Origin of the sequence: Streptomyces roseirectus, assembly GCF_014489635.1 — a bacterium.
Classification (GTDB): Bacteria; Actinomycetota; Actinomycetes; order Streptomycetales; family Streptomycetaceae; genus Streptomyces; species Streptomyces roseirectus.
This window is the reverse complement of sequence record NZ_CP060828.1, coordinates 3,068,602-3,091,435: the sequence shown is the minus strand read 5'-3', so window position 1 is coordinate 3,091,435 and position 22,834 is coordinate 3,068,602. Positions and strand designations below refer to the sequence as shown.

Annotated in this window: 19 protein-coding genes; 13 read left to right on the top strand and 6 right to left on the bottom strand. The window is 68.3% G+C overall.

Going from position 1 to position 22,834, the window contains the following annotated elements; translation table 11 throughout:
• Positions 1-3: 3 nt before the first annotated feature.
• The 3 genes from IAG44_RS12610 to IAG44_RS44270 form a co-directional block, all read right to left on the bottom strand.
• Positions 4-1,893 (bottom strand): WD40 repeat domain-containing protein, encoded by a 1,890-nt coding sequence (locus tag IAG44_RS12610; protein WP_187747224.1) that lies wholly within the window; start codon positions 1,891-1,893, stop codon positions 4-6.
• Positions 1,894-2,384: 491 nt separating this feature from the next.
• On the bottom strand, positions 2,385-3,233 hold the full coding sequence (locus IAG44_RS12605; RefSeq protein WP_187747223.1) for an ATP-grasp domain-containing protein: 849 nt from the start codon (positions 3,231-3,233) through the stop codon (positions 2,385-2,387).
• 227 nt (positions 3,234-3,460) lie between these two features.
• Positions 3,461-4,078 (bottom strand): NADPH-dependent FMN reductase, encoded by a 618-nt coding sequence (locus IAG44_RS44270; protein ID WP_187747222.1) that lies wholly within the window; start codon positions 4,076-4,078, stop codon positions 3,461-3,463.
• Between the two features lie 1,358 nt (positions 4,079-5,436).
• Between IAG44_RS44270 and IAG44_RS12595 the strand changes: the two genes are divergently transcribed.
• Complete coding sequence (locus tag IAG44_RS12595; protein ID WP_187747221.1) at positions 5,437-9,072, top strand: laminin G domain-containing protein; 3,636 nt, start codon at positions 5,437-5,439, stop codon at positions 9,070-9,072.
• Between the two features lie 106 nt (positions 9,073-9,178).
• Positions 9,179-15,736 (top strand): RHS repeat-associated core domain-containing protein, encoded by a 6,558-nt coding sequence (locus IAG44_RS12590; RefSeq protein ID WP_187747220.1) that lies wholly within the window; start codon positions 9,179-9,181, stop codon positions 15,734-15,736.
• A gap of 677 nt (positions 15,737-16,413) precedes the next feature.
• Here the strand turns inward: IAG44_RS12590 and IAG44_RS12585 are convergent.
• Positions 16,414-16,551, bottom strand: a complete 138-nt coding sequence (locus IAG44_RS12585) for a hypothetical protein (RefSeq protein ID WP_187747219.1) — start codon at positions 16,549-16,551, stop codon at positions 16,414-16,416.
• A gap of 176 nt (positions 16,552-16,727) precedes the next feature.
• Between IAG44_RS12585 and cutA the strand changes: the two genes are divergently transcribed.
• Positions 16,728-17,051 carry a divalent-cation tolerance protein CutA gene (gene cutA, locus IAG44_RS12580; protein WP_187747218.1) on the top strand — a complete coding sequence of 108 codons (324 nt, stop codon included), beginning with the start codon at positions 16,728-16,730 and terminating at the stop codon, positions 17,049-17,051.
• On the opposite strand, the gene IAG44_RS43470 is transcribed toward cutA, so the two are convergent.
• Both IAG44_RS43470 and IAG44_RS12575 read right to left on the bottom strand, forming a co-directional pair.
• Complete coding sequence (locus IAG44_RS43470; protein ID WP_246561670.1) at positions 17,048-17,356, bottom strand: NsdA family TPR-like regulatory protein; 309 nt, start codon at positions 17,354-17,356, stop codon at positions 17,048-17,050. The genes cutA and IAG44_RS43470 overlap by 4 nt on opposite strands.
• Positions 17,353-18,360, bottom strand: a complete 1,008-nt coding sequence (locus IAG44_RS12575; RefSeq protein ID WP_246561669.1) for a helix-turn-helix domain-containing protein — start codon at positions 18,358-18,360, stop codon at positions 17,353-17,355. The genes IAG44_RS43470 and IAG44_RS12575 overlap by 4 nt, the downstream gene beginning before the upstream one ends.
• Positions 18,361-18,619: 259 nt before the next feature.
• On the opposite strand from IAG44_RS12575, the gene IAG44_RS12570 reads away from it, so the two are divergent.
• The 10 genes from IAG44_RS12570 to IAG44_RS12540 all read left to right on the top strand — a co-directional run bounded on the left by IAG44_RS12570 (position 18,620) and on the right by IAG44_RS12540 (position 22,740).
• On the top strand, positions 18,620-18,793 hold the full coding sequence (locus tag IAG44_RS12570; protein WP_187747217.1) for a hypothetical protein: 174 nt from the start codon (positions 18,620-18,622) through the stop codon (positions 18,791-18,793).
• 56 nt (positions 18,794-18,849) lie between these two features.
• Positions 18,850-19,188 carry a hypothetical protein gene (locus tag IAG44_RS12565; RefSeq protein WP_187747216.1) on the top strand — a complete coding sequence of 113 codons (339 nt, stop codon included), beginning with the start codon at positions 18,850-18,852 and terminating at the stop codon, positions 19,186-19,188.
• A 91-nt stretch (positions 19,189-19,279) separates the two neighbouring features.
• The gene (locus tag IAG44_RS12560; protein ID WP_187747215.1) at positions 19,280-19,699 is read left to right on the top strand and encodes an ATP-binding protein; all 420 of its coding nucleotides are present in this window, start codon (positions 19,280-19,282) and stop codon (positions 19,697-19,699) included.
• A gap of 168 nt (positions 19,700-19,867) precedes the next feature.
• Entirely contained in the window at positions 19,868-20,083 is a 216-nt protein-coding gene (locus tag IAG44_RS42940; RefSeq protein ID WP_223006898.1) for a hypothetical protein, read from the top strand.
• On the top strand, positions 20,080-20,751 hold the full coding sequence (locus IAG44_RS12555; protein WP_425508438.1) for a radical SAM protein: 672 nt from the start codon (positions 20,080-20,082) through the stop codon (positions 20,749-20,751). The genes IAG44_RS42940 and IAG44_RS12555 overlap by 4 nt, the downstream gene beginning before the upstream one ends.
• Before the next feature lie 93 nt (positions 20,752-20,844).
• On the top strand, positions 20,845-20,979 hold the full coding sequence (locus IAG44_RS44265; protein ID WP_281404286.1) for a hypothetical protein: 135 nt from the start codon (positions 20,845-20,847) through the stop codon (positions 20,977-20,979).
• Positions 20,976-21,590, top strand: coding sequence for a dTMP kinase (gene tmk / locus IAG44_RS12550; protein WP_246561668.1), 615 nt, complete (start codon positions 20,976-20,978; stop codon positions 21,588-21,590). Before IAG44_RS44265 ends, tmk begins: the two co-directional genes overlap by 4 nt.
• Complete coding sequence (locus IAG44_RS43465; RefSeq protein WP_246561667.1) at positions 21,587-21,799, top strand: hypothetical protein; 213 nt, start codon at positions 21,587-21,589, stop codon at positions 21,797-21,799. Before tmk ends, IAG44_RS43465 begins: the two co-directional genes overlap by 4 nt.
• A complete protein-coding gene (locus IAG44_RS12545) occupies positions 21,799-22,395 on the top strand; it encodes an endonuclease/exonuclease/phosphatase (protein ID WP_246561666.1) in 597 nt (198 codons plus the stop codon). The genes IAG44_RS43465 and IAG44_RS12545 overlap by 1 nt, the downstream gene beginning before the upstream one ends.
• 24 nt (positions 22,396-22,419) lie before the next feature.
• Positions 22,420-22,740 (top strand): MazG-like family protein, encoded by a 321-nt coding sequence (locus IAG44_RS12540; RefSeq protein WP_187747213.1) that lies wholly within the window; start codon positions 22,420-22,422, stop codon positions 22,738-22,740.
• Positions 22,741-22,834 lie beyond the last annotated feature (94 nt).

The following is a 22,834-nucleotide window of genomic DNA, read 5'->3' as shown; positions in this document are numbered from 1 at the left end:
CGCTCACGGCATCGTCTTCTGCCGGGGCACGATCAGATCGCGTACGCGCGTCAGAGGAGCCTTGCGGTCCTCGGCGGCCGTCAGGAAGATCCGGATCCAGCCACCGCGCCCCCCGGCCAGCAGGACATGCCGCCCCTGCTCGCCGAACGGCACCGCCGCGAGCGCCTTCGCGAAGTCCGGCAGATCCTCCACCAGCGCCGTGATCTCCGTCGACTCCCGCTCGTACGCGGAGAGTTGGGCACCGTAGGACACCGCGTACACCGTGTCGCCGAGGAACGCCCCGTTCTCGACGGTGTTGTCCAGCAACTCCGTCCAGCGGTGCGTCACTTCACCCGTCAGCAGCGACAGGCGCTTCACGCCGTTCTCGCCGGTGATGATCAGGTGGTCGGCGTCCTCGGCCCACATCCGCTTCGGGTACTCCTCGGTGTCGAACTCCCGCAGCACGGCGTCGCCTTCGGCCGCGTACACGGTGACGAGGCCGGTGCTGGAGGCGATCACCCGCTCACCGCCGGGCAGATAGCAGCCCGCCCACGCGGAGGCCCGGCCGATGTCGATCCGGGCGATCAACTCGCCGGTCGCCGCGTCGAGTTCGTCGACACCGTCGTTGTGGCAGGCCAGCAGCCGCGCGTGATCCGGCGAGCCCGACACGGTGTGCGCGAGCGCGGGCACCTGGTGACGCCACACCTGCGTGCCGTCGCGGTCTGTCCGCAGCACCCACTGGTCACGGGTGACGCCGGCGTACCCGCCCGGCAGCGGCACGACCCGCCGGGTGAAGCCCATGCCGTGGACGTGGTGGTCGCGGGTCACGAGGTAGGGCTCGCCCAGGTTGTCGGCGAGGACGGCCATGACGGCGACACCGTCGTCCGTCGCGACGTACAACTCCTCGGACTCCAGGGCCGGTTGGATGTCCCACACGCACTGGCGGCGGAACGGGGCGCGGGCCAGCGTCGTCGTGCCGTCGGCGGTGAGCCGGCGCAGGTCGCCGTCCTGGGTCAGCGTGTAGATCGAACCGTCGTCGTGCACCGCGAAGTCCGTGAGCTGGTGCGCGAACCCGGTGACCGTCGAGCCGACCTTCAGCTCCGGCGTGCTGTTGTCCAGCAGGTGCAGGACGCCGTCGAAGCCGCCGACGTACACCGTCCGGTGGTCCGGCGAGAACGCCAGGAACTCCACGTCGTCGCGGGCCAGCAGGAGTTGACCGGTGACGTTGCCCCGCGCGTCCAGGGTGAGGACGCCGTTGGCGATGTTGTTGTTCTCGTCGACGCCGTCGTCCTGCGTCGCCCAGAACCGGTCGTGCAGCGGGTCGTACAGGATGCGGTGGATGTTGCCGCCGTCCGCCTGCACGACCGTCGGGAAGTCCAGGGTCTCCAGGTCGCCGAGGAAGACCCGGCCGGCCTTGTCCGAGGCGGCGTCGATGCTCGGGTGGTCCTGGCAGAACCACTCCAGCGGCACATGCCCGGCGAAGTTCGGCTCGATCCGGTCGACCGCGAACGTCTCCAGGTCGAGCACGGCCATCTGGCGGTACCCGTTGTTCATGTAGACCTTGCCCTTGTGCACCGTGATGCCCCGGCTCATCACCGGCGACGGCTCCTCGCCGTCCAGCAACTCCCCACGATTGGCGGTCCGGTCGGCGTCGAGCACGTCGACGAGCTCCAGCGTGTCAAGTCGCCACCGCAGCAGCGTGCCCCGCTTGTCGCGGCCCACCACCCAGTCGCCGGACGCGGTCACCGTGTACACGGGCGCGTGCCCGGCGGCGACGCTGCCCGTCGGCGCGGGGGAGGAGCGCAGGATGCGCAGATCGTCGTCCAACAGGTGGAGACGGCCCGTCACATCGGCCGCCAGCAGTCCGGCTCCCGGCACGTGCACGATCCGTACGACGCGGTCGGTCAACTCCATCTCAGGCTCCTTCAAAGGGTGTTCGGCAGTACGGGAGGAGGCCGGGGGGCCCGGAACAGCGGTGGCGGGCACCGCGCCAAGGCGCCGTGCCCGCCACGCGGAAGGGGCCTCGCCTTAGGCGGCGACGGCCTTGCGGGAGCTGACGCCCCGGCGAACCGGCTTGCGGATCATGGCAGTACCTCCTTCACGCAGCTCGTAGGGACGGGGGAGTGCGACCTCAGGCGGACACGGCCTTACGGGCGCTCACACCACGGCGAACCGGCTTGCGGATCATGGCTGTTCCTCCTTCCCTGCCTCGAAGAAACGGAGGACGTTCCTCAGAACGCGGACTTCCGGGCGCTGACGCCCCGACGAACGGGCTTGCGGATCATGGCAGTACCTCCTCCCGCCAAGTCGTCCCCGCCGCCGTCTCCCGGCGACACCCCGAAGACTGCCGCCCACCCTTCCCGAACGGATCCCGATGCGTTCCCGCCGACAGGGAGGCGACGCCCTCAGCACACGCCGCTGCCCGCCAACTCCCTGATAAACCCCGCGAGTTCGACCACCAGATCCACCGACTCCGCACCCACCACGGCGTATCCGCCCACGACCTCCCGCACGTACGGCAACTCCCGCACCCGCTCCCCGAGTAGCCCCCCGACCGCGATCGCCACCGCGAACCCCCGCGCCCGCACCGGCACCACGTCCCGCCCGGCCAGCGCCCCGAACGCGTCCCCCACCACGTCCCGCCCCGCCGCCACCCGCACCAGCCCCGCCACCGGCTCCTCCGCGACGACGGTCCGGCACCCCGTCGTCACCGGCCCGCGCGCCGTCAGCACGACGGACGTGCACGCCGGCCCGTACTGGTACCCGGCGAGATCCAGCAGCGAGGCGACGGCGGACCGCAGCGCCGCCGCGACCCCCGCGGTCACCGGCGCCGGGTACAACACCCCGTACGGCGTCTCGACGGTGATCCCCACGGTGTGGTGCATGCCGTGCACGCTCAACGTGTCCACTCGGAACCGCGCCCCGCCGACCGCCCCCGAACTCCCCGTTGCCACAAGCCCGTTGACCTCACCGACCCGCCGCACCGCCTCCTTGTCCGCCAACAGCCGCACCGCGCCAGGGGGGTTGACGCACAACCCGGCCTCCGCGGCGGCGCCGGTCGCGTCCGCGAGCCCCGCCTCGTCCGCGAAGTCCGCGAGCAGTAACCGCTCGGACACGACCGCGAGTCGAGCGTCCGGACAGCGGCGCGCATCCCACAACGACCACACCCCGAACCCCGCCGCGCCGGCCGCCCGCACGACCTCCACGGACGGTCCGACCAGCAGGATCCGGGGCTGCCGGGACAGTTCACTCATGGCGACGAACGCTTTCCGGAAGGGGACGGGAGAAGTCCGCAACGACGGCAAAGCCGGGCGCGGACGACGGGGGGCCGTCCGTGCCCGGCGGTGGACCGGTGGGGGAGGGGTGGGGCGGTGTTCTCGGTGCGCGTGGGGGTGTTGGTGTGTACGGGGTGTAGGGGCTGGGGCGTGCCGAGGGGCGTCCCGGGGTGTTCCGGGGTGTTCCGGGGGTGCCCCGGCGTGTGTCAGACGGCGAGCGAGGCCGAGCCTTGCTCTGCCGAGCCCTGCCCGGCCGCGTCCTGCCCAGCCGCCCCCCACCCGGCCGCGTCCAGCGCGGCCCGCACCAGACTCTCCAACTCGGCCAGCACCCGAGGGTCCTCGAACTCCCCCTGCGTGGTGATCAGTTCCTCCGCGTGGGCGACGGCCACCGGCGGATGCTCGACGACCAGCGCCCCCGCGTGCCCGAGCACTTCCACGAGCCCCGCCTGAGCGTCAACGGCCCCACGGGGCCCGGGAGATGCGCTGGTCACGACGGTGATCCTGTCGTCGAGTGCACTCTCACCGTACGGCCGCGACAGCCAGTCCACGGCGTTCTTGAGCACCCCGGAAGCGGCCCCGTTGTAGGACGGCGTACTGAGCAGCACGACGTCCGCCGCCCGCACCCGCTCCCGCATGCGCACGACCGCCTCGGACCCGTCCACGGCGTCCAAGTCCTCGTCGTAGAACGGCAGTTCCCCGGCGTCCAAGACCTCAGTCCACACCCCGCCGAACCGCTCCGCCACGATCCGCCGCACCGTCGCGACGACCGCCGAGTTGTACGACCCGCCCCGCACGCTCCCCGACATCAGCACGATCCCGCTCACGTCGCCCTCCCTCACGCCGTCCCAGCAATTCCCCCGACCCTAAGAACCCCCGTTTCCGATCCGTTCCCGTTCCGCTACCGCCGCGGCCCGGAAACCAAAAGAAGAGGCCGGGAGTCAGTGACTCCCGGCCTCTTCAAGAACGGCATCCGCTGCGATCAGCGAGTGCCCCCGGCGGGGGACCCGGAACATGGGGGCGGGGGGAACCGGCGGTCGGGGGTGGTGATCTTGCGATTGAGACGGTCGTGGGGCTCAAGAGGTAGGCGCTTGCCCCTTGGCCGCAGGTCCGAGCTCTCGACAGGAGCCGGGGGAAGGGTCTGAGTGTGGCACATCGGGTGTGACCTGTGCTGTCTTCCTTGTCGTGACTGCGGTTGGGCACCTTCCAAAGGCGCGGGTCGGCTGAGGGGGCTGTCGTGTACGACGACGGGGCACCCGAAGGAGCGCTGTCATGGCGGTGTTCATCAGACGGCCCTCGGGCACCCCACCGTTTGAACCACGCTGGGCCGGGTGGTGTCCCGCCGAGTGGTGTAGCGGCGCAGGGTTCTTGACTCCGCAGGTCAATTGGCCGACGTGTTCGCCTCGGCGCCGGATCGGGTGCTTACGCACGCGAGCAGCACGCGTTGCGGCCGCATGAGCCGGCCGGTCGGCGCCGTCTCGCCCCTGGGCGGAGCCACACGGCTGGCATGGCTACATCACTCGGCGGGACGCCACCCTGGGCCGCGGACCCTCGGGCGTTCGTGCACTACTGGGAGGGCAGTACGTGGCAGTGGACGTTGGCCCTGTGGGATGTCCGCTGTCTCGCGCCGAACTCGTTCGTGTCGTCGACTCGGTGCCCGAGGGTTGACGGCAAGGAGGTCCGGTCTGGGCCGGGTGTCCTGGGCTTGATCGTTTCCCCGGCGGGGTCGCGTCCCGCCCGAGAGCGATCCGCCATCTGACGTGACCTTCATCACTGGACCGGGGTTCGGTCCATGGATCTGGGCGGGGGATTTTCCGGGAGCGACCCACAGCTTCTGAGGCTTGGGCGCCTCTCCTCCCGTCCCGCCCTTCCGAACTGTCTTGATTCGCACGCGAGTTCGATGAGGTCAAGGCCGCCCGGGGTGCCCGAGTGGCTCTTGCTGTCGCCTCCTCTTGTGGAGTGTCGCCGCGTCGCGCTTCCCAAGGCGTGGCGGTCGACCGCCCTTGCGGACGGTAGAGATTCCTTGACTGCAAGTAAGGGTGTGGTTTGAATGTGCTTACTTTTTGTGAATCTTGTTGATTCTGGGGGGCGGAGCTTCATGCGGTTCGGGTGGGGAGACAGAGGTACGGTCGGACGTCTGAGACGTGGGCGGCGAAGGGGGGCGGGTGCTGCGGTCGTCCTTGGCATGGCCCTGACTGTCGTGGCGTTTCCTGTGCCGCAGGCGTCCGCGTCCGGCACGGACTCCGAGCCGGCTCCGCTGAGCGAGGGGCAGGAGGCGCTGGCCAAGGCGCAGGAGTCCGGCCGACGTGTCGAGGTCACCGGTGAACGCACCGAGCAGACGACGGTCTTCGCGAACCCGGACGGATACACGTTCACGCTGGAACAGTCGATCGTCCCGGTCCGGGTGGCCAAGCCGGGCGGCGGCTGGCAGGCACCCGACGCGACGTTGGTGAAGGCGTCGGACGGCACGCTGTCACCCAAAGCGGCGGCGGTGCGGATCGACCTTTCAGCGGGCGGGGACACGACACCCCTGGCCCGGATCGAGGATCAGGGCAGATCGCTGGAGCTCAGCTGGCCCGGCACGCTTCCGACGCCCACGCTGGACGGCCCCAGCGCCCTGTATGCCGAGGTGCTGCCGGGTATCGACCTGAAGGTGACCGCGACCCCCGAGAGCTTCCAGCCGGTGTTCGTCGTCAAGACGCCCGAAGCCGCGGCGGCCGAGGAGCTGAAGAAGCTCACCTTCGGGCTCAAGGCCGAGGGACTGGACGTACACGAGGGCCCGGCCGAGAACCTGATAGCCGTGGACGGCAACGGCCAGACCGTGTTCAAGGCGCCGCCCGCCCGCATGTGGGACTCCGCGGGCTCGACGACCGAGACCCGGACGCAGTTGGTGAGGACGACAGCCGCCGAGACCGAGGCGTCAGCCGACGCCACCGAACTCGACGCCCCTGCAGCCAAGGCCCTCTCCAGCAAGAGTCTGGAGCCCGCCCAGGGCGATGCCGTTGCCCGCATGAACGTCGAGGTGACCGAGGATTCCCTCTCGGTCATCCCGGACGGCGACATGCTGACCAGGACCGACAAAGCGTCGTTCCCGGTCTTCATCGACCCGGTCGTCTCCTGGGGCGAGTCGGAGCGCACGCTCCTGCGCAGCGACGGCTACGAGTCGTACGGGTGGGACAACGGCGACGACAACCAGGGCAAGGGTGCCGGCAAGTGCGGTACCTGGAGCGGGTACTACTGCGGCCCGGGGTATGTGCAGAAGCTGTACTTCGAGTTCGCGCCGGACAGCCTGAAGGGCAAGAAGGTCCTGGACGCCACGTTCCGGATCACCGAGCCGTGGGCGTTCCAGTGCTCCCCGCGCGTGGTGGACCTGGTTCGTACCGACAACATCTCGTCCGCCACCACCTGGGCGACGCGTCCCAAGGAACGGGACTGGATGGTGGACGTGAACGTGTCCGCCGGGCGCGGTTCCCTGTGCGATCCGGATTCTCCCAACGCCCAGATCGAGTTCAACGACGATCCGAAGCAGTCGTGGGAGAACCTGACGCCCACGGTCGCGGACTTCGCGGCGGGGAAGTTCTCCCGGCTGACGCTGGAGGTCCGGGCGCACGACGAGTCGGACCCGTCGGCGTGGAAGCGGTTCAAGAACGACGCGACGCTCGCCGTCGACTTCGTGGGACTCCCGGACCGGCCGACCGGCGTGGGCCTGGCCACGGGGTCGGGCACGGCGTGCGAGAAGGACATCACGAAGCCGGCGGTCGTCTCCGACCCCGAACCGACGCTGCGGGCCGTGGCACAGACCAAACCGGGCGGCGAGAAGGACGCGCAGCTGCGGATCTACTTCGACCTGGACCACCGCAACACCGACGGCACCTGGTCGGACACCACGGCGGGCAACGGTTCGCTGCGCCCCTCGACGGGCTACGCGGCCGACAACGCCGCCGTCGCGCTGAAGTGGTCGAAGCTGACCGACGGCACGCTGTACCGCTACCACGCCTGGAGCTGGTCGTACTACAACAACGGCGCCAGCTACCTGATGAGCCCCGAGACGACCGCGTACTGCTACTTCAAGGTCGATTCGACGGCGCCGAAGGCCCCGCGGATCACGATCGGCAGTCCGTACTCCGAGTGCCTGCCCAACTCCTGTGTGGCCGCCGGCCGTCCGGACCAGGCGGTGACGTTCTCGCTGGCGCCGAACACGGCGGACACGAACGTCGTCTCCTACGAGTACAAGCTCTCCACGGCGAGCACGTGGTCCGCGGTGAGCGGTTCGACGGCCAAGGTGAGCCTGGTGCCGAAGCGTTCGGGGACGTTCACCTTTCAGGTGCGGGCCAAGGACAACGTGGGCAGCGGGCGCATCGGCGCGACCAACCAGGTCGACTTCCTGGTCAGCAACGACGACCAGCGGACGGGCCGCTGGAACTTCGGCGAGGCGAGCGGGGCGGCGGTCGACGCGGTCACCGCGGACGGCGGTGCCCAGAACGCGACGCTCGCCGGAGGCGCGGCGCGGGACGACCGGGGGCGGCGCGGGACTCTGACGCGTGACGCATCGGGTACTGCGCTGACGGCTCCGGTGACCGACAAGGGCCTGGCCCTGGACGGTTCCGCGGGTCACGCGGCGACCAGTGCCCCGGTCGTCGACACGCGTGCCTCGTACACGGTGTCGGCCTGGGCGCGGCTGAACGGTCTGCCTGACGGCAACAAGACCGTGCTCGCGCAGGAAGGCGCCTACTACAGCGGTTTCTACCTCTCCTACCAGAGCGCGGTGGGCACGTGGACGGTCCGTACGTCGCCGACCGACGACGCGAACGGCAACATCAGCCAGCAGACGGTGGTGGCCAAGCAGCCGGCGGTCGCCGGGGCGTGGACCCATCTGGCGATGGTCTACGACGCGTCGGTCAAGGAGATCAGGCTGTACGTCAACGGCAAGCTGCAGGGCAGCGATCCGGTGGCACCGTCCTGGGCCGCGAGCGGGCCGCTGCAGATCGGCCGGGCGCTGTGGCGTGACACCTACACCGACTACTTCCCCGGTTCCGTCGACGAGGCCGCGACCTGGCAGTCCGCGCTGACGGACGAGCAGATCGCGGACGAGGCGCTGCTGAAGACCAGCGCGGACTTCAACGGGGCCGAGCTGGTGGCGGACTGGTCGGCGGAGCGGGGCAGCGGCACGACCGTCGCGGACACGACGTCGGGCTACGGCAGGTCGCTGACGCTGAGCGGCGGCGCGAAGCTGGAAGGCGAGTCCGTCGTCCTCAACGGCACCGACGCGGCGGCGACGACGGCCGGTCCGGTGGTCGACGACTCCGGTTCGTTCACCGCGACGACCCTGGTCGCGCTGGACGGCGACGCACTCCTGGCGAAGGGCGTCGGTTACAAGGGCCAGGTGCTCGGACAGCGCACCGCGGACGGATCGTCCTGGGGCTTCTGGTACGAGCTGACCGGCAAGGAAACCGTGTGGAACGAGGAAGCGGCGGCGGAGAAGACCGTCCCCGTCGGCTTCTGGCGCTTCGGCCGCCTCGGCGCGGACGGCAAGACGTTCACCACGGTCGACTCGACGGAGAGCGCCGTCCTGGACAGCAGGGTCCGGCTGACCGGCGTCCACAACGCCTCCGACGGCACGATCAGCCTCTACCTCGGCGCTGTCCAGAACGACGACGCCAAGGCGTTCACCGCCCAGGTCGGCTCCGGCGACTTCGCGGTCGGCAAGGGGTTCACGGGCGGCACGTGGCAGCACTACGTGCCCGGTCACATCGCCGAGGTGAGGCTGTGGGCCGGGGCGATGGGCGGCTTCGAACAGATCGAAGAGACCGTGGGCGACTGACCGTATGCCGGTGGGGACAGCCCTTCTGAGGCTGCCCCCACCGGCGGACGCGGCAGACACAACCACGTTGACGACTTTTCAGCACAACTGGGTGGGGACAAGAACTATGAGCTTTGGCATAGGCACTTCAAGAAGACGGGGTGGGGGGAGACGCCGCACCGGCCGGCTGCTCGGGCAGTCGCTGGCTCTGGCGCTCGTCGTGCCCCTGGGTGTGGCGCAGGTCGCGCAGGCGGCCGGTCCGCAGGGTCTGGGGCGCCCGGACGTGCCCAAGACCAGGCAGGGCAAGTTCAAGGACTTCGACGGCCCCGGTGCGAAGGAGGCCCGCCGCAAGGTCGCGGAGGACGTCAAGGCCAACGCCGCGCAGGCGGAGCGTGCCCGCTCCGGTCACAAGGCCACCTGGCCGGGTGAGGGAGAGTCGACGCTCACCCTTACCCGGGGCAAGGAGACCGCCGTCGAGCCGAGCGGTCTCCCGGTCACCCTGGCCCCGTCGGCCGACGGCAAGGCCCGTGTGACGGTCCTCGACCAGAAGGCCGCCCGTGACGCGGGGATCATCGGCGTTGTGCTGACCGCCGAGTCCGACACCGCCTCGAACACCGAGGTCAGCGTCGACTACGGCGACTTCGCCTCGGCCGTCGGCGGCAACTGGTCGCAGCGCCTGCGCATGGTGCAGCTGCCGGCCTGTGTCCTGACGACGCCGCTGAAGCCCGAGTGCCGCACCCAGACTCCGCTCCCCTCCGACAACGACACCGCCGACCGGACGGTCTCGGCGAAGGTACGCCTCGCCGCTGCTCCGGGTGGGACGTCCACCCAGCTGGCGAGTGGTTCCACCGCCACCGTCCTCGCGGTCACCGCCGCCTCGGCCGGGGCCGGCGAGTCGCCCAAGGGCGGCGGCGACTACTCGGCCACCCCGCTGTCGGAGTCCTCGTCCTGGCAGGCCGGCGGCAACTCGGGGGCCTTCACCTGGTCGTACGGCTTCACCTTGCCGCCCGCCGCCGCGGGCCCGGTGCCTCCGCTGTCGCTGTCGTACGACTCGGGGAGTGTGGACGGCCGCACGGCGACCACCAACAACCAGGGCACCTCGGTCGGTGAGGGCTTCAACCTCACCGAGTCCTACATCGAGCGCACCTACGGCTCCTGCGACGAAGACGGCCACGACGACGTCCACGACCTGTGCTGGAAGTACGACAACGCCCGCCTGGTCCTGAACGGCAAGTCCAGCCGGCTGGTCAAGGTCTCCGACGACGACAAGACCAGCGTCTGGCGCCTGGAGGACGACGACGCCTCCAAGGTGACGCGCACCCTTGGCGCGGACAACGACGACAACGACGGCGAGCACTGGACCGTCGTCACCGGCGACGGCACCACCTACGAGTTCGGCCTCAACAAGCTGTCCGGTGCCGGCGCCCAGCGCACCAACTCGGTCGCCACGGTCGCGGTGTTCGGTGACGACGAGAAGGAGCCCGGCTACGACCAGGGGAGCGCCTTCGCGGACCGGGCGCTGACGCAGGCGTGGCGCTGGAACCTCGACTACGTCGAGGACCCGCGCGGCAACGCGGCCACGTACTGGTACACGAAGGAGTCGAACTACTACAAGAAGAACAAGTCGACGACGGCCAACTCCCTCTACACCCGCGGCGGTTACCTCGACCGCATCGAGTACGGCCTGCGCGCCGACGCGCTGTTCACCGACAAGGCCGACGCCAAGGTCGACTTCGACTACGCCGAGCGCTGCACGGACGCGGACTGCTCCAGCCTGACCAAGGACACCGCCGACAGGTGGCCGGACGTCCCCTTCGACGCGATCTGCTCGAAGGACGACGACGAGTGCAACTCCGCCGGTCCGTCCTTCTTCTCCCGCAAGCGCCTCACCGGCATCAACACGTTCTCGTACAACGCCACCTCGGCCGGCTACGACGCCGTGGACTCCTGGGCCTTCACCGGCAAGTACCTGCAGTCCGGCGACCTGGCCGACCCCTCCGACCGGGTCCTCACCCTGACGTCCCTGAAGCGGACCGGTAGGGCAGGCGACAGCGCCATCGGGCTCAACCCGATCAGCTTCACGTACGGAATGCTGCCCAACCGGGTCGACGCCACCGACAACATCCTGCCGCTGTCCCTGCCGCGCATCTCCACCATCACCTCGGAGACCGGCGCGATCACCCGCGTCACCCTCTCGGGCCAGGAGTGCGTCCGCAGCGAGGTCCTGAACGCCGCCCCGGACACCAACACCCGCTCCTGCTACCCCCAGTTCTGGCACATCAACGGAGCCGAGAACGCCTCGATCGACTGGTTCCACAAGTACCGGGTCCTGGCCGTCACGGTCTCTGACCCGGCCGCCAACAACGAGGCCGTCGAGCACGCCTACTCCTACAGCGGCGCCGCCTGGCACCACAGCGACGACCCGTTCACCCCGAAGGACGAGCGGACCTGGTCGGACTGGCGCGGCTACCGCCAGGTCACCGCCTGGACCGGCGCGACCGACGTCACCCGCTCCCGCACCGTCTCCCTCTACTTCCAGGGCATGGACGGAGACAAGAACAAGGACGGCACAACCAAGTCCGTCTCCCTCGCCCCGCTGCCGGCACCCGCCCTGGGCGTGCCCACGGTCACCGACACGAACGAGTTCGCCGGCCAGCTGCGCCAGCAGGTCACCTACGACGGCAACACCGCCGTCTCCGCATCGGCGAACGACCCGTGGTCGAAGCAGACCGCCACCCAGACCGCCCCCGACGCGACGGCCCACGTCGCCCGCTATGTCCGTACCGAAAAGGCGTACTCCTACACGTACTTGACGGTCCCCCAGACGTGGCGGAAGCGCCAGACGACCACGACGTTCGACAGCTACGGCATGCCGGTCACCGCCGAGGACTCCGGCGACGCCGCCAAGGACGGCGACGAGACCTGCACCCGCACCTGGTACGCACGCGGCGGGAGCTTCACGTCCCTCGTCTCCCGGGCGCGCACGGTCGGCCGTACCTGCGCGACGGCGGACAGCGCGTTGAGCCTCCCGACGTCCATGAGCCCGACCGCCCCCGCGCGCGGTGACGTCCTGTCGGACGTCGCCACCGTCTACGACACGGCGAACGCGGCCACCTGGTCCGCCGACCAGACCCCGACCAAGGGCCTGCCGACCTGGACCGGCCGCGCCACCGGCTACGCCGCAACGGGCGACCGTGCCCCCTCCGGCTGGCAGAAGCTCTCCACCACCACGTACGACACCCTGGGCCGCCCCCTCACCGTCAGCGATGCATCCGGCACCGTGGCCAACACCACCACGTACACCCCCGCCGACGCGGGCCCGCTGACCCGGACGGTCACGGCCAACGCGAAGCAGTACAAGACCACCAGCTTCCTCGACCCGCGCCGCGGCCTCACCCTGCGCGTGTACGACCCCAACTCGAAGAAGACGGAGAGCTCTTACGACGCTCTCGGCCGCCTTACCCAGGTGTGGCTGCCCAACCGGGTCAGCAGCAGCCAGGTCCCGAGCTACAAGTTCGACTACAAGCTCAACACCGGCACCCCCTCCTGGGTCTCCACGTCGACCCTGAAGCGGGACGGCGACACCTACAACACCAGCTACGCCCTCTACGACGCCCTCCTGCGCCCCCTGCAGACCCAGTCGCCCACCCCGCAGGGCGGCCGGATGCTGACGGACACGCGCTACGACACACGCGGCCTCGCCTACGAGTCGTACGCGGAAGCCTTCGAATCCACCGCCACACCCGACGGCATCTACAAGCGGGTCGAGTACGGCGGGTCGCCCGTCCAGACCCGAACCGTCTTCGACGGCGCGGGCCGTGCCACCACCAGCACGCTGTACGTCTTCGGCGTCCAGAAGTGGTCCACCGCGACGAGCTACACCGGTGACTCGGTCGCCACGACCGCGCTCGAAGGCGGCTCCGCCAAGCGTGTGATCACCGACGTACGCGGTCAGACGACGGAGACCCGCACGTACGCCGGCACGAGCCCGGCCGACGCGGCGTACGGATCCGGCCCGGGAGCCGCGTTCACCACGACGAAGTCGACCTACGAACTCGACGGCAAGCAGAAGACACTCACTGGTCCCGACAACACGACCTGGACGTACACCTACGACCTGTTCGGCCGCCAGGCCAAGGCATCCGACCCGGACAAGGGCACATCCAGCGTCGAGTTCGACGTCCTCGACCGCCCCACGAAGGCGACGGACTCCACGAACACGTCGATCCTCACGGGCTACGACGAACTGGGCCGCGTCACCGGCACCTGGAAGGGCACCCGGACCGACGCCAACCAGCTCACCGGCTACACCTACGACACCCTCCTCAAGGGCCAGCCCACCTCCTCCACCCGCTACGTCGGCGGCAAGACGGGCGCCGCGTACAGCCAGACGGTCACGGCCTACGACACCCTCGGCCGCGCCACCAGCACAGATCTCCAACTCCCGGCCACGGACCCGTTTGTGACGGCGAAGCAGCCTGCCAAGCTGACCTTCGAGTCGTACTACAACCTCGACGGCACCCTCCAGCAGACCCGGGAACCCGCCCTCGGCGGCCTGCCGTCCGAGATCATCGGCTACGGCTACGACGACCTGGGCAACGTCAAGTCCGTCGGCGGCGCCACCGGCTACCTCCGGGACGTCTCCTACTCGGCGACCGCCCAGCCCCAGCAGGTCACCCTGGGCACCGGCTCCCCCGACCTGAAGAACACCTACGTCACCAACGTCTACGAGGAAGGCACCGGTCGCCTGACCCGCAGCAACGTTACGGACCAGACCCACCCGTACATGCTGCAGGACCTCAACTACACCTACGACCAGACCGGCAACGTCACCAAGATCAGCGACCCGACCCTCCTGGGCGGCTCCAGCACCGCCGACACCCAGTGCTTCGCCTACGACGGCTACCAGCGCCTCACCGAGGCATGGACCCCGACCTCGCAGAACTGCGCGGACACCCGCAGCGCCGCCAACCTGTCGGGCCCGGCCCCGTACTGGTCGAGCTACACCTACAACACCGCCGGCCAGCGCACCAGCGAGACCGTCCACAAGAGCACCGGCGACACCAAAACCACCTACTGCTACACCAAGACGGCCCAGCCCCACACCCTCACCGGCACCACGACGGGCACCGACTGCGCCACCCCGCAGAAGACGTACACGTACGACGCGGCGGGCAACACCCTCAAGCGTCCCGGCGTGAGCAAGCCCCAGGACCTGACCTGGACCCCCGAGGGCAAGCTCAACAAGCTCACCGAGAACGGCGTCTCGACGGACTACCTCTACTCCGCCGACAACACCCTCCTCATCCGCGCCACCCAGAACGGCGAACGCGTCCTCTACACCGGCGCCACGGAACTCCACCTCCGCGCCGACGGCACCGTCTGGGCCCAGCGCACCTACTCCGCGGGCTCGGTGACCGCGGCCCTGCGCTCGAACGAGTCCGGCACCGACAAACTCACCTACCTCACCGCCGACCACCACGGCACCTCGTCCCTCGTCCTCAACCCCGACACTGCCCAGACCTTCACCAAGCGGTACACCAACCCCTTCGGCGCTGACCGCGGCACTCCCGTCTTCGGCCCCTGGCCCAACGACAAGGGCTTCCTCGGCAAAACCCGCGATGTGACGACGGGCCTGACCCACATCGGCGCCCGCCAATACGACCCGATCACCGGCCAGTTCCTCAGCGTCGACCCCGTCCTCGACCCGGCCAACCCCCAGACCCTCAACGGCTACAGCTACGCAGGCAACAACCCCGTCACCTTCAGCGACCCCACCGGCCTGAAGATCGACAACTGCTCCTACTACATCGACTGCACTGCCAACGGCGGCAATATCGACGAGGTCAAGCAGAACCACCCGCCCCGACCAACCCCCGCCAAGGGCAACGGAAGGGGAAAGATTGGAACAGGCGGCGGAGGCCAGGGCGGTACAGCCAGCAGTGGTTCAAGAACTTCCTCCGGGAGTAACGCACCAAGCGGGACGAGCTGCGTTCCGAGAATCCAGTGCGGTGTGACGTCGCCCGGACCTGTCGTTGGACCAGCTCCCATGTATCTTCCCTATATTCCGCCGGGTGTTGCGCATCCTGATTATCTACAGGCTCGCAAGTGTGCCGGACAGCCCGTGCTGCTGGAATGTAATCCGGGTGATGCGATTCTCGGAGGAGGGAGTGACGATCTTCGAGTGATCGGATTTAAGTGGGCGGCTGGACTCTTGGAGGGAAGTGCCACTTACGGGGAAGATAGTCGTGTGGCCGAGCAGGTAATGAAGACTGACATATCGGCTGCCCAGCGAGAAGAAATAGTTCAACTGTGGCGCCAAGGGAAGCTTGAAGGATCTCTTGAACCGTACTCAATCGGAGGTAAGTCTTTCACTGGAAAGGTGCGGCAATACGCCTCCGATCAGTGGGCTATTTTGACAGGGAATGAGAATGCGGCAACGGGCGTTCTTGGTTCCTATACGGCCGACTATAAAATTATTCGGGCTAACAGCACAGGGGTGCAGGCTCGAATTACCATAGATAACAACATGACCATATCCTCCTTCATGCACTATGCGACTGGATATGGGACTTCAAGGGATAGGTTCGTCCAGAGGTTCGATCATGACGGCCTGGTGGCGGCTGGAAATGCGGGCGTTTCGCACAACATGAACATTACGTTCCGTGTCATGATCCCCTTCTGATTTGAAAGGGTTGACCTGGCAGGTGGGTCGCGAGTGCCGTGAAGGGGGCCCGCGACCCACCCTTGCGTAAATGCTGATACTCTTATTCTGAATATCTTTACTCGAATCTCTCGAGTTCCGTGCAGATATGGACTGATCTAGCATTCGGGATTCCCTTTCGTGGCCGTCGTAAAATTCTTTAACCAGTTCACTTAATTGGAGATTTGTGTGAAACTCGGAAAGTTTAAGATGGGGGTGTGGGGATGAATTCTCGTGCACTTCGCACCATTGCGAGCGCTTTCGTGATTGCTTTTAGTGTCTCCGGGTGCTATGTAGATGGTGGGCATGGGGGGTATCCTAAGGGGAGGAAGGTGTCGGGTGAGTCTATTGTCAAGCGGTGGAGGGGGGAGGGGGGTCTCGAACTTAACTTGGATGGTTCATTTTCTGCCGAAAGGCTAAATCTTCAGTATTTTGAATGTTCTCTGGATGGATTTTCCAGAAAGACTGGTTCTGGTTCTTGGGAGGTGGGGGATGGGCGTGATGCTACGAGGGTTGATTTGCGTTTTCTGGATGGATGTTCCGCTTCGCTCTGGGTGGGGGAAGTTGATGGAGATTTGGTTCTTTGGGGTGTGGATACGAAAAGCGATCAAGTCTCTATTTTTGAATCGTGATTCTGTACGATCATCTCCGTGACCGTCTCACGATTTGAAATTGAGGAAGTCGCGTACGACGTAGTAGGTGCTGTGGCCTCTGGTCGGCCACTGGTCGAGGTCGTTCCACTGTCCGTGCAACGTGGAGTGCGCCAATGGCAGGAGCCACAGGAAAAGGCTGGTCATGTCACACCTGCTGTGACCGGTAGGGATTTACGCCTTGCCGCCATGTCGGTGCATCTACCGAAGACGCGTGGCACCTGGCATAGGTGATCGCGCTTCTTGGGGCATCTCGGCTCGGCGTTCAGCCCCAACAAGAAACGATCTTGTTGGGGCTGAACGCCGAGAATAGGCTCCCGACCATGACTGACTACGTGCAGGTGTCCACGGCAACCGAGACGCGTCAGCAGGCGATCGACCTTGCGGGGAGGGCAGTTCAGCGGCGGCTCGCCGCGGGCGCCCAGGTCGTCGGGCCTGTGACCAGTGTGTTCTGGCACTTGGGCGAGTACGGCACGGGTGAGGAGTGGCAGCTCCTCCTCAAGACGACGGCGGACCGTTACCCCGAGCTGGAGGCGCACCTTCTGGAACATCATCCGTGGGACAACCCGGAGGTGTGTGCCGTGCTGATCGTCATGGGTGCCGAGAGGTGCAAGCAGTGGATCGCCGACTCGGTGGAGCCGTCCTAACCGGCTCCGTGTTCCAGTATGTCCCGGACGGCGCCGAGGTCGGCGTGGGGGCGTAGCCGGTCGAGCAGTGGGGCGATGCGTTGTCGGGGCCGGATCGAGGCGACGCCTGTGGCGAGGGTGAGCGCACGCCCTGTCGTCGCGGCGGTCTGTTCGATCTCGCCGGCGGTGAGGTAGGCGTCGGCGAGCCAGGAGAGGTAGAGGGCTTTGTCGCGGGCGTGGTCGTCGGAGTACCGGCTGAGCGCGTCGGTGAGAGCAGGTACGGCGCGCAGGGGGCGGTGGAGTTCGGTCCAGCAGCGGCCGGTCATGATGTCGAGTTCGGTGGCGTCGACCCAGGCGGACCAGTTGGGTTGCGGTTCTCGTCCTGTGCGCCGGCCAGTGCCTCGCGGGCGGCGGCGAGGGCTCTTTCCGTGGCTTCGGGCTGGTTGTCGACGGCGCAGGCCCAGGCGAGCCGTTCGTAGGGCAGTGCGCGGACGGAGGACGGCGTCCGGGCGGTGATCGTGGCGCAGGAGCTTTCGGCGAACGCGACGGCGGTGCGCCGGTCGTCCGTGAGGGTCTTGTAGGCGAGGAACGCCAGGCTGTTGCCGTAGAGGTCGGTGTCCTGGGCGTCGCGTGCGTAGTCGCGGCTCTCTGTATAGAGGGATTCGGCGTCCTGGGTGCGCCCGCAGCCGAAGGCGGCCCATCCTGCCTGCTGGGCCTGCTCTGCGAGGAGCGCGGTGAGGCGGCGGCGGGAGCGGTCGGTGAAGGAGCCGCGTCGTAGGAGGCCCTTGGTGAACTGGACCTCGCCGAGGTACACGCGGTAGGTGTTGCCTCCGCCGAGGACTTCGTCCAGGCGTCGCAGTCGGGCGGTGCGTGTGCGGAGCGAGTCGACGTAGGTGTCGGTGATGCGGCGTGGCGGGTCGGGGCGGTGGAGGGCGGGCAGGGCGACAGCGAGGCCTGTGCTGGTGACGGCCTGGAAGACGGTTCGGCGACGCATGTGCGGTGATCCGTTCTCTGCGCTGGCGATTCGGGCAGGAGAATCGCTGGCTTCCCAGGACCGGGGAGCGAGGCCGAGCAGGTGCCCGGGGATGCGCAGGGCATCCGCGATCTCCACGATCTTCTCGAAGGTAGTGATGCGCCCCTGCCCCCGTGCGAGTGTTCCCACTCGGTCCGGCTTGATGTCGCACTCGGCGGCGATCTTCGAGTAACTGATCCCGGCCCGGTCGCGTGCGAGCCGGAAAACGGTCCCGAAGTCGTGGCTGTCCAGCGCGTGTCGCAGGTCCTCGTCGTCGAGGAGATCACGGGGCAGGGCTGTGGGTGGCTGGTATGCCATCCGGCGCTCTTCCTGCTTGCCCGAGTCCGCTCGGGGTGTCCGCGGGGTGTACCCATGATGGGTATACCCCGCGCAGGGAGGCGGGGCTTTCGCGGGAACAGCACCCTGATACGCCAAAGCCCCGGGGCTCGGCACTGCCCGCCAACCCCCGAGGCATGGACGACTGATGAGGAGTCGCCATGCTTGAGCGTACCCAACTCGCCTTCCTCAAAGGCGAGTTCAGGGTGGACGTGCCGTGCGCCGCTGTGGAGGTGGCGCGATGACACAAGACGACGGTGCCGGAATCATCGCCTCGGAGGGCGCGCAGGAGGAAGAGCCGGTCGGGTCGCAGCGCGGCGACCCGTTCCTGTACTCCGGGCGCTGGCTGCTCTCGGCGGCACCGGTACCGGCGCAGGCGCGGATGGAGTGGGGGAGAACGGGGCTGCCTGGCTGAGGCCTGGAGTCCTGTTCACGGCGGTGGTGATCCCGGCCGGCGTCTTTCACGCGGCTGTGGGGCTGCACACCCCGCAGGAGTGCGCCGGGCCCCTTGGCGAGGTGTTGCGGCACGGCCCGCTGTTCTACAGCCCCCAGGGCTTCGGCGACGAGGGCTCGTACACCGCCCTGCTCCCGGCGCGAGTCGCCCGACTGGAGCCGCTTCCCGCCGTGGTGACGCACCCGCAGGACGCGCTCCTGCTGGTCCCGGCGCCGTACGCCACCAGGCCCGTTGGCGGAGGCGGTCCCTGGTGGGTGTTGCCGTGCGACGGCCCGTCCTGGCTGTGTCCCCCGGAACTCGTCGCCACCCTGGCGGTACTCGGCCGCGACGTCCTCTCCGGTCCGGAGGGGATCTGAGGTGCCTGAAACCTCCTGTCTCACTCCGTCGGCGACCCGGCCGAGGGCCGTCGGCACCCCTACCCGGTTCGTAAGGATTGGCTTGCACGTCATGGTCGAGACCGGAACGGGCACACTGCCCTCCTACGCCCAGACGCTGCCGAGAATCCCGGAATCCGTGCGCAGGGCACGCCACTTGGTACGTCTGGCCTTGGCCGCCTGGGATCTGGACGGACTCCGGGACGCCGTTGAAGTCGTCGTCAGCGAGCTGATGACGAACGCCGTCCTGCACGCGCGGCGGGATGCGGTCCGGGTGACCGTGACGCGGCTCGGCAGCGAACGGGTCCACATCGCGGTGGTGGACCTGGCACGGAAGAGCCCTCAGACCCGGCCCGCCGCCGCGGACGAGGAGTCCGGGCGAGGTCTGGAGAGCGTGGAGAAGCTGAGCGGCGGGAACTGGGGCGTCGACCCGCTGCCCTGGGGCAAGCGGGTCTGGGCCGAGTGCGCCCTGAAGGACGTGCCCGATGAGTGAGCGCGCTCACCAGATCCTCTACGTGCTGTCCGTCGCCGCCCTGCTCGGAGCCCTGTTCCTCGGCGTCAAAAGCGGCTGACCGCCGCTCCTGATCGAACCCTCGTCCTGGCGGCCCTGTGTGTGCCGTCAGGACTGGTCAACCGTACCCGTCTACCCGTGGAGGTCTTTGTGACCGCACGACCGATCATCACCGGTGAACAGGCGGCATCGTGCTACTTCCGCACGACCGTCGACTACCCTCACCGCAAGGCCCTGATCCAAATCTGCGAGCCGTGCAACGAGACGTGCAAGCACTGCTTCGTCTCGGCGACGAAACGCGGCGCGTACATGCCGCTCGACGCGATCCGGACGCAGCTCGTCCCCAGCTCGCGGCGGCCCGCGTGAACCGGGTGACGCTGACCGGCGGCGAGCCGTTCATGCACGCCGACCTCATCCCGATCGTCGAGGAGTTCCGGTCGGTCGGGATGGGCGTCGGCGTCTGCACGAACGCGACGATGGTCACGCCCCACCAGATCGAGCGCCTGGCCGGACTCGGTGCCCACATGAACGTCTCGCTCGACGGCTTCTCGCCCGACTCGCACGGCGTGTTCCGGGGCCGCCGCGAAGGCTTCCAGGAGACGGTCGACAACGTGAAGCTGTTCGCGAAGGCGGGCATCCTGCAAGGGCTGCTGTGCACGCCGAACAACCTCGCCCAGGACGAGGAGTACGGGCAGCTCTGCGCGTTCGCCAAGGAGCAGGGCGCGACGTACGTACTGATGAACCCGCTCGGCTCGATGGGCCGCGGCGCCTCGCGCAGCTCCCAGAAGCTCCGTCGGCCCGACGACCACATGCGGCACATCCGCGACCTGGCGCTGCCGTTCGCCGACGACGGCCTGGACCTCACGCTCATCCGCTTCCCCAACGACGACAAGCCGCTCGCGGGCTGCGAGGCCGGAACCATCATCTACGTCTTCACCGACGGCGGCGTCGCGATCTGCCCGTACCTGGTATTCGCCGCCCGGACGAAGGTCTCCCCGCACCCGGACACGGACTTCCTCGTCGGCAACGTCTAGGAGCACCCGGACATCGCCGAACGCCTCGACGCCTACGGCCGGTTCAGCGACCGGTGGGACCTCGGAGCGAACCCGACCTGCGGCAGCTGCACGATGTCGGACGCGTGCGGGAAGGGCTGCCCGGCGGCCGTCATCGCGTCCGGCGAACGGATCGGCGCCGTCGACACCGAGCAGTGCCCCGTGGTGCCCGAGCACTCCCGCATGCTCCCGGTGGTGGGGATGTCGTGACCGGACTGTTCGTCACGATCGACGGCCCCGGCGGCGTCGGCAAGTCGACCGTCACCACAGCGGTCGCCGCCGAACTGCGCTCCGCCGGTGTAGCGGTGTGCCAGACGCGGGAGCCCAGCGACACGCCGCTCGGCAGGCTCGCCCGCCAAGGTACGGAGACCTACCGGGGCATGGCGATGGCGTGCCTGATCGCCGCCGACCGGTACGTGCACCTGGACGAGGTGATCCGCCCGGCCCTCGCCCAGGGCACGACGGTCGTGTGCGACCGCTACATCGCCTCGTCCCTCGTGCTCCAGGTCCTCGACGGCGTCGACCGCGACGTGGTGTGGGAGCTGAACCGGCATGCCGACATGCCCGACCTCGCGGTCATCGTCAACGCCCGTACCGAGGTGATCGAGAAGCGGCTCACCAGCAGGGGAGCGCACAGCCGCTACGAGCGCGAACCAGGCAACGCCGCCCGGGAATGCACGGCCTACCGCGAGACCGCTAGGTTCCTGATGGCCGCCGGCGTCCGCGTCCTCCAGCTCGACGCGTCCGCCGCGAGCCCGGACGAGATCGCCCGAGCCGTCGCGGTGGCCATCCAGGAACTGTGGACAAGGGGTAGCGCATGACCGGCCGCACGGACGTGCTGACGTTCAACCTCAACAACCCGAGCCGGGAACGAGCCGAGCGACAGCTCGCCTACCTCGCGGCACGCCCCGAGCAGGTCCTGGTCCTCACGGAGACGGCGGACAGCGCCGGCTGCGTCTTCCTGGCCGAGCGCTTCACCGCCGCCGGGTACGCGGTGACCTTCCCCCGGCCCGAGCCGCGCGGGGCGTGATGATCGTCAGCCGCCTCGCCGCCCGCCCGGCTCCGTTCACGCTCGCCTACCTGCCGCACCGGGCGGTCGCGATCACCGTCGACACCACCGAAGGGCCACTCGACGTGATCGGCCTCCACGTACCGTCGCGCGACGCCTCACCGGCGAAGAAGGAGCGGAAGCAGCGCTGGCTCGCGGAGTGCGCCGCGGCGCTCCCCGATGGCCAGGCCGGGGCCCGGATCGTGTTGGGCGACTTCAATGTCCTGGAGCCGTCGCACTCCCCGCGCTACCGGTTCTTCGCCCCCTTCGAGTACGCCTTCTACGAATCGTTCGGCAAGACCGGGTACGAGGACGCGTTCCGCGCACTGCACCCGGACGCGCTGGAGTACTCGTGGGTCGGCAAGACCGGCGACGGCTACCGGTACGACCACGCACACGTCTCGGTGGGCCTGGCCACCGTGCTGGACGGCTGCTTCTACATCCATGAACCCCGCACCGGCGACGACCGGCTGACCGACCACTCGGCGCTGTCCGTGCACCTTGCCGTCGCTCCTGCGGCGCCGCTCCCCGTGACCGACCCTACACAGGGCCAAGAGCCCGCCCTCGCCCTGTTCTGATGCCCTGACCTGGAGAGAGACCTGATGGACGCGAAGACCTCGAAGCAGATCACCCAACTCAAGGAGTGGCTGGACGACAATGCTGAGGACCAGAACGAGACGGAGCGCCGTCTCCTGCGCGTACTCAAGATCGGCGAGGAGTTCGGAGAGGTCTCCGAAGCCCTGCACGGCGCGCTCGGCGGCAACCCCAGGAAGGGGCGGTCACACGACTGGGGAGACGTCGAGAAGGAACTCGTGGACGTCGTGGTCACGGCGTTCGTCGCACTCGCGACGCTCAATCCCGACTGGCCGGAGAAGTTCGATGCCCGGCTCCAGCACCTCGTGGACCGTGTGATCCCGTCCTGAACCTCCGCGCCTTCGATACCGCCTCTTCCCCACCAAAGGGAGGGGCGGTCTGCGTAGTGAGTTCGCATCCAAGGGCTGCTCAGAGGTCGTTTTC

Coding starts and splice junctions, on each gene's coding strand:
- IAG44_RS12560 (WP_187747215.1), top strand. CDS start 19,280: ATGGTCGAGACCGGAACGGGCACACTGCCCTCCTACGCCCAGACGCTG.
- IAG44_RS12585 (WP_187747219.1), bottom strand. CDS start 16,551: ATGACCAGCCTTTTCCTGTGGCTCCTGCCATTGGCGCACTCCACGTTG.
- IAG44_RS43470 (WP_246561670.1), bottom strand. CDS start 17,356: ATGACCGGCCGCTGCTGGACCGAACTCCACCGCCCCCTGCGCGCCGTA.
- IAG44_RS12570 (WP_187747217.1), top strand. CDS start 18,620: ATGACACAAGACGACGGTGCCGGAATCATCGCCTCGGAGGGCGCGCAG.
- IAG44_RS12590 (WP_187747220.1), top strand. CDS start 9,179: ATGAGCTTTGGCATAGGCACTTCAAGAAGACGGGGTGGGGGGAGACGC.
- IAG44_RS12540 (WP_187747213.1), top strand. CDS start 22,420: ATGGACGCGAAGACCTCGAAGCAGATCACCCAACTCAAGGAGTGGCTG.
- IAG44_RS12545 (WP_246561666.1), top strand. CDS start 21,799: ATGATCGTCAGCCGCCTCGCCGCCCGCCCGGCTCCGTTCACGCTCGCC.
- IAG44_RS12595 (WP_187747221.1), top strand. CDS start 5,437: ATGGCCCTGACTGTCGTGGCGTTTCCTGTGCCGCAGGCGTCCGCGTCC.
- IAG44_RS44265 (WP_281404286.1), top strand. CDS start 20,845: ATGTCGGACGCGTGCGGGAAGGGCTGCCCGGCGGCCGTCATCGCGTCC.
- IAG44_RS43465 (WP_246561667.1), top strand. CDS start 21,587: ATGACCGGCCGCACGGACGTGCTGACGTTCAACCTCAACAACCCGAGC.
- IAG44_RS12610 (WP_187747224.1), bottom strand. CDS start 1,893: ATGGAGTTGACCGACCGCGTCGTACGGATCGTGCACGTGCCGGGAGCC.
- IAG44_RS12575 (WP_246561669.1), bottom strand. CDS start 18,360: ATGGCATACCAGCCACCCACAGCCCTGCCCCGTGATCTCCTCGACGAC.
- cutA (WP_187747218.1), top strand. CDS start 16,728: ATGACTGACTACGTGCAGGTGTCCACGGCAACCGAGACGCGTCAGCAG.
- IAG44_RS12605 (WP_187747223.1), bottom strand. CDS start 3,233: ATGAGTGAACTGTCCCGGCAGCCCCGGATCCTGCTGGTCGGACCGTCC.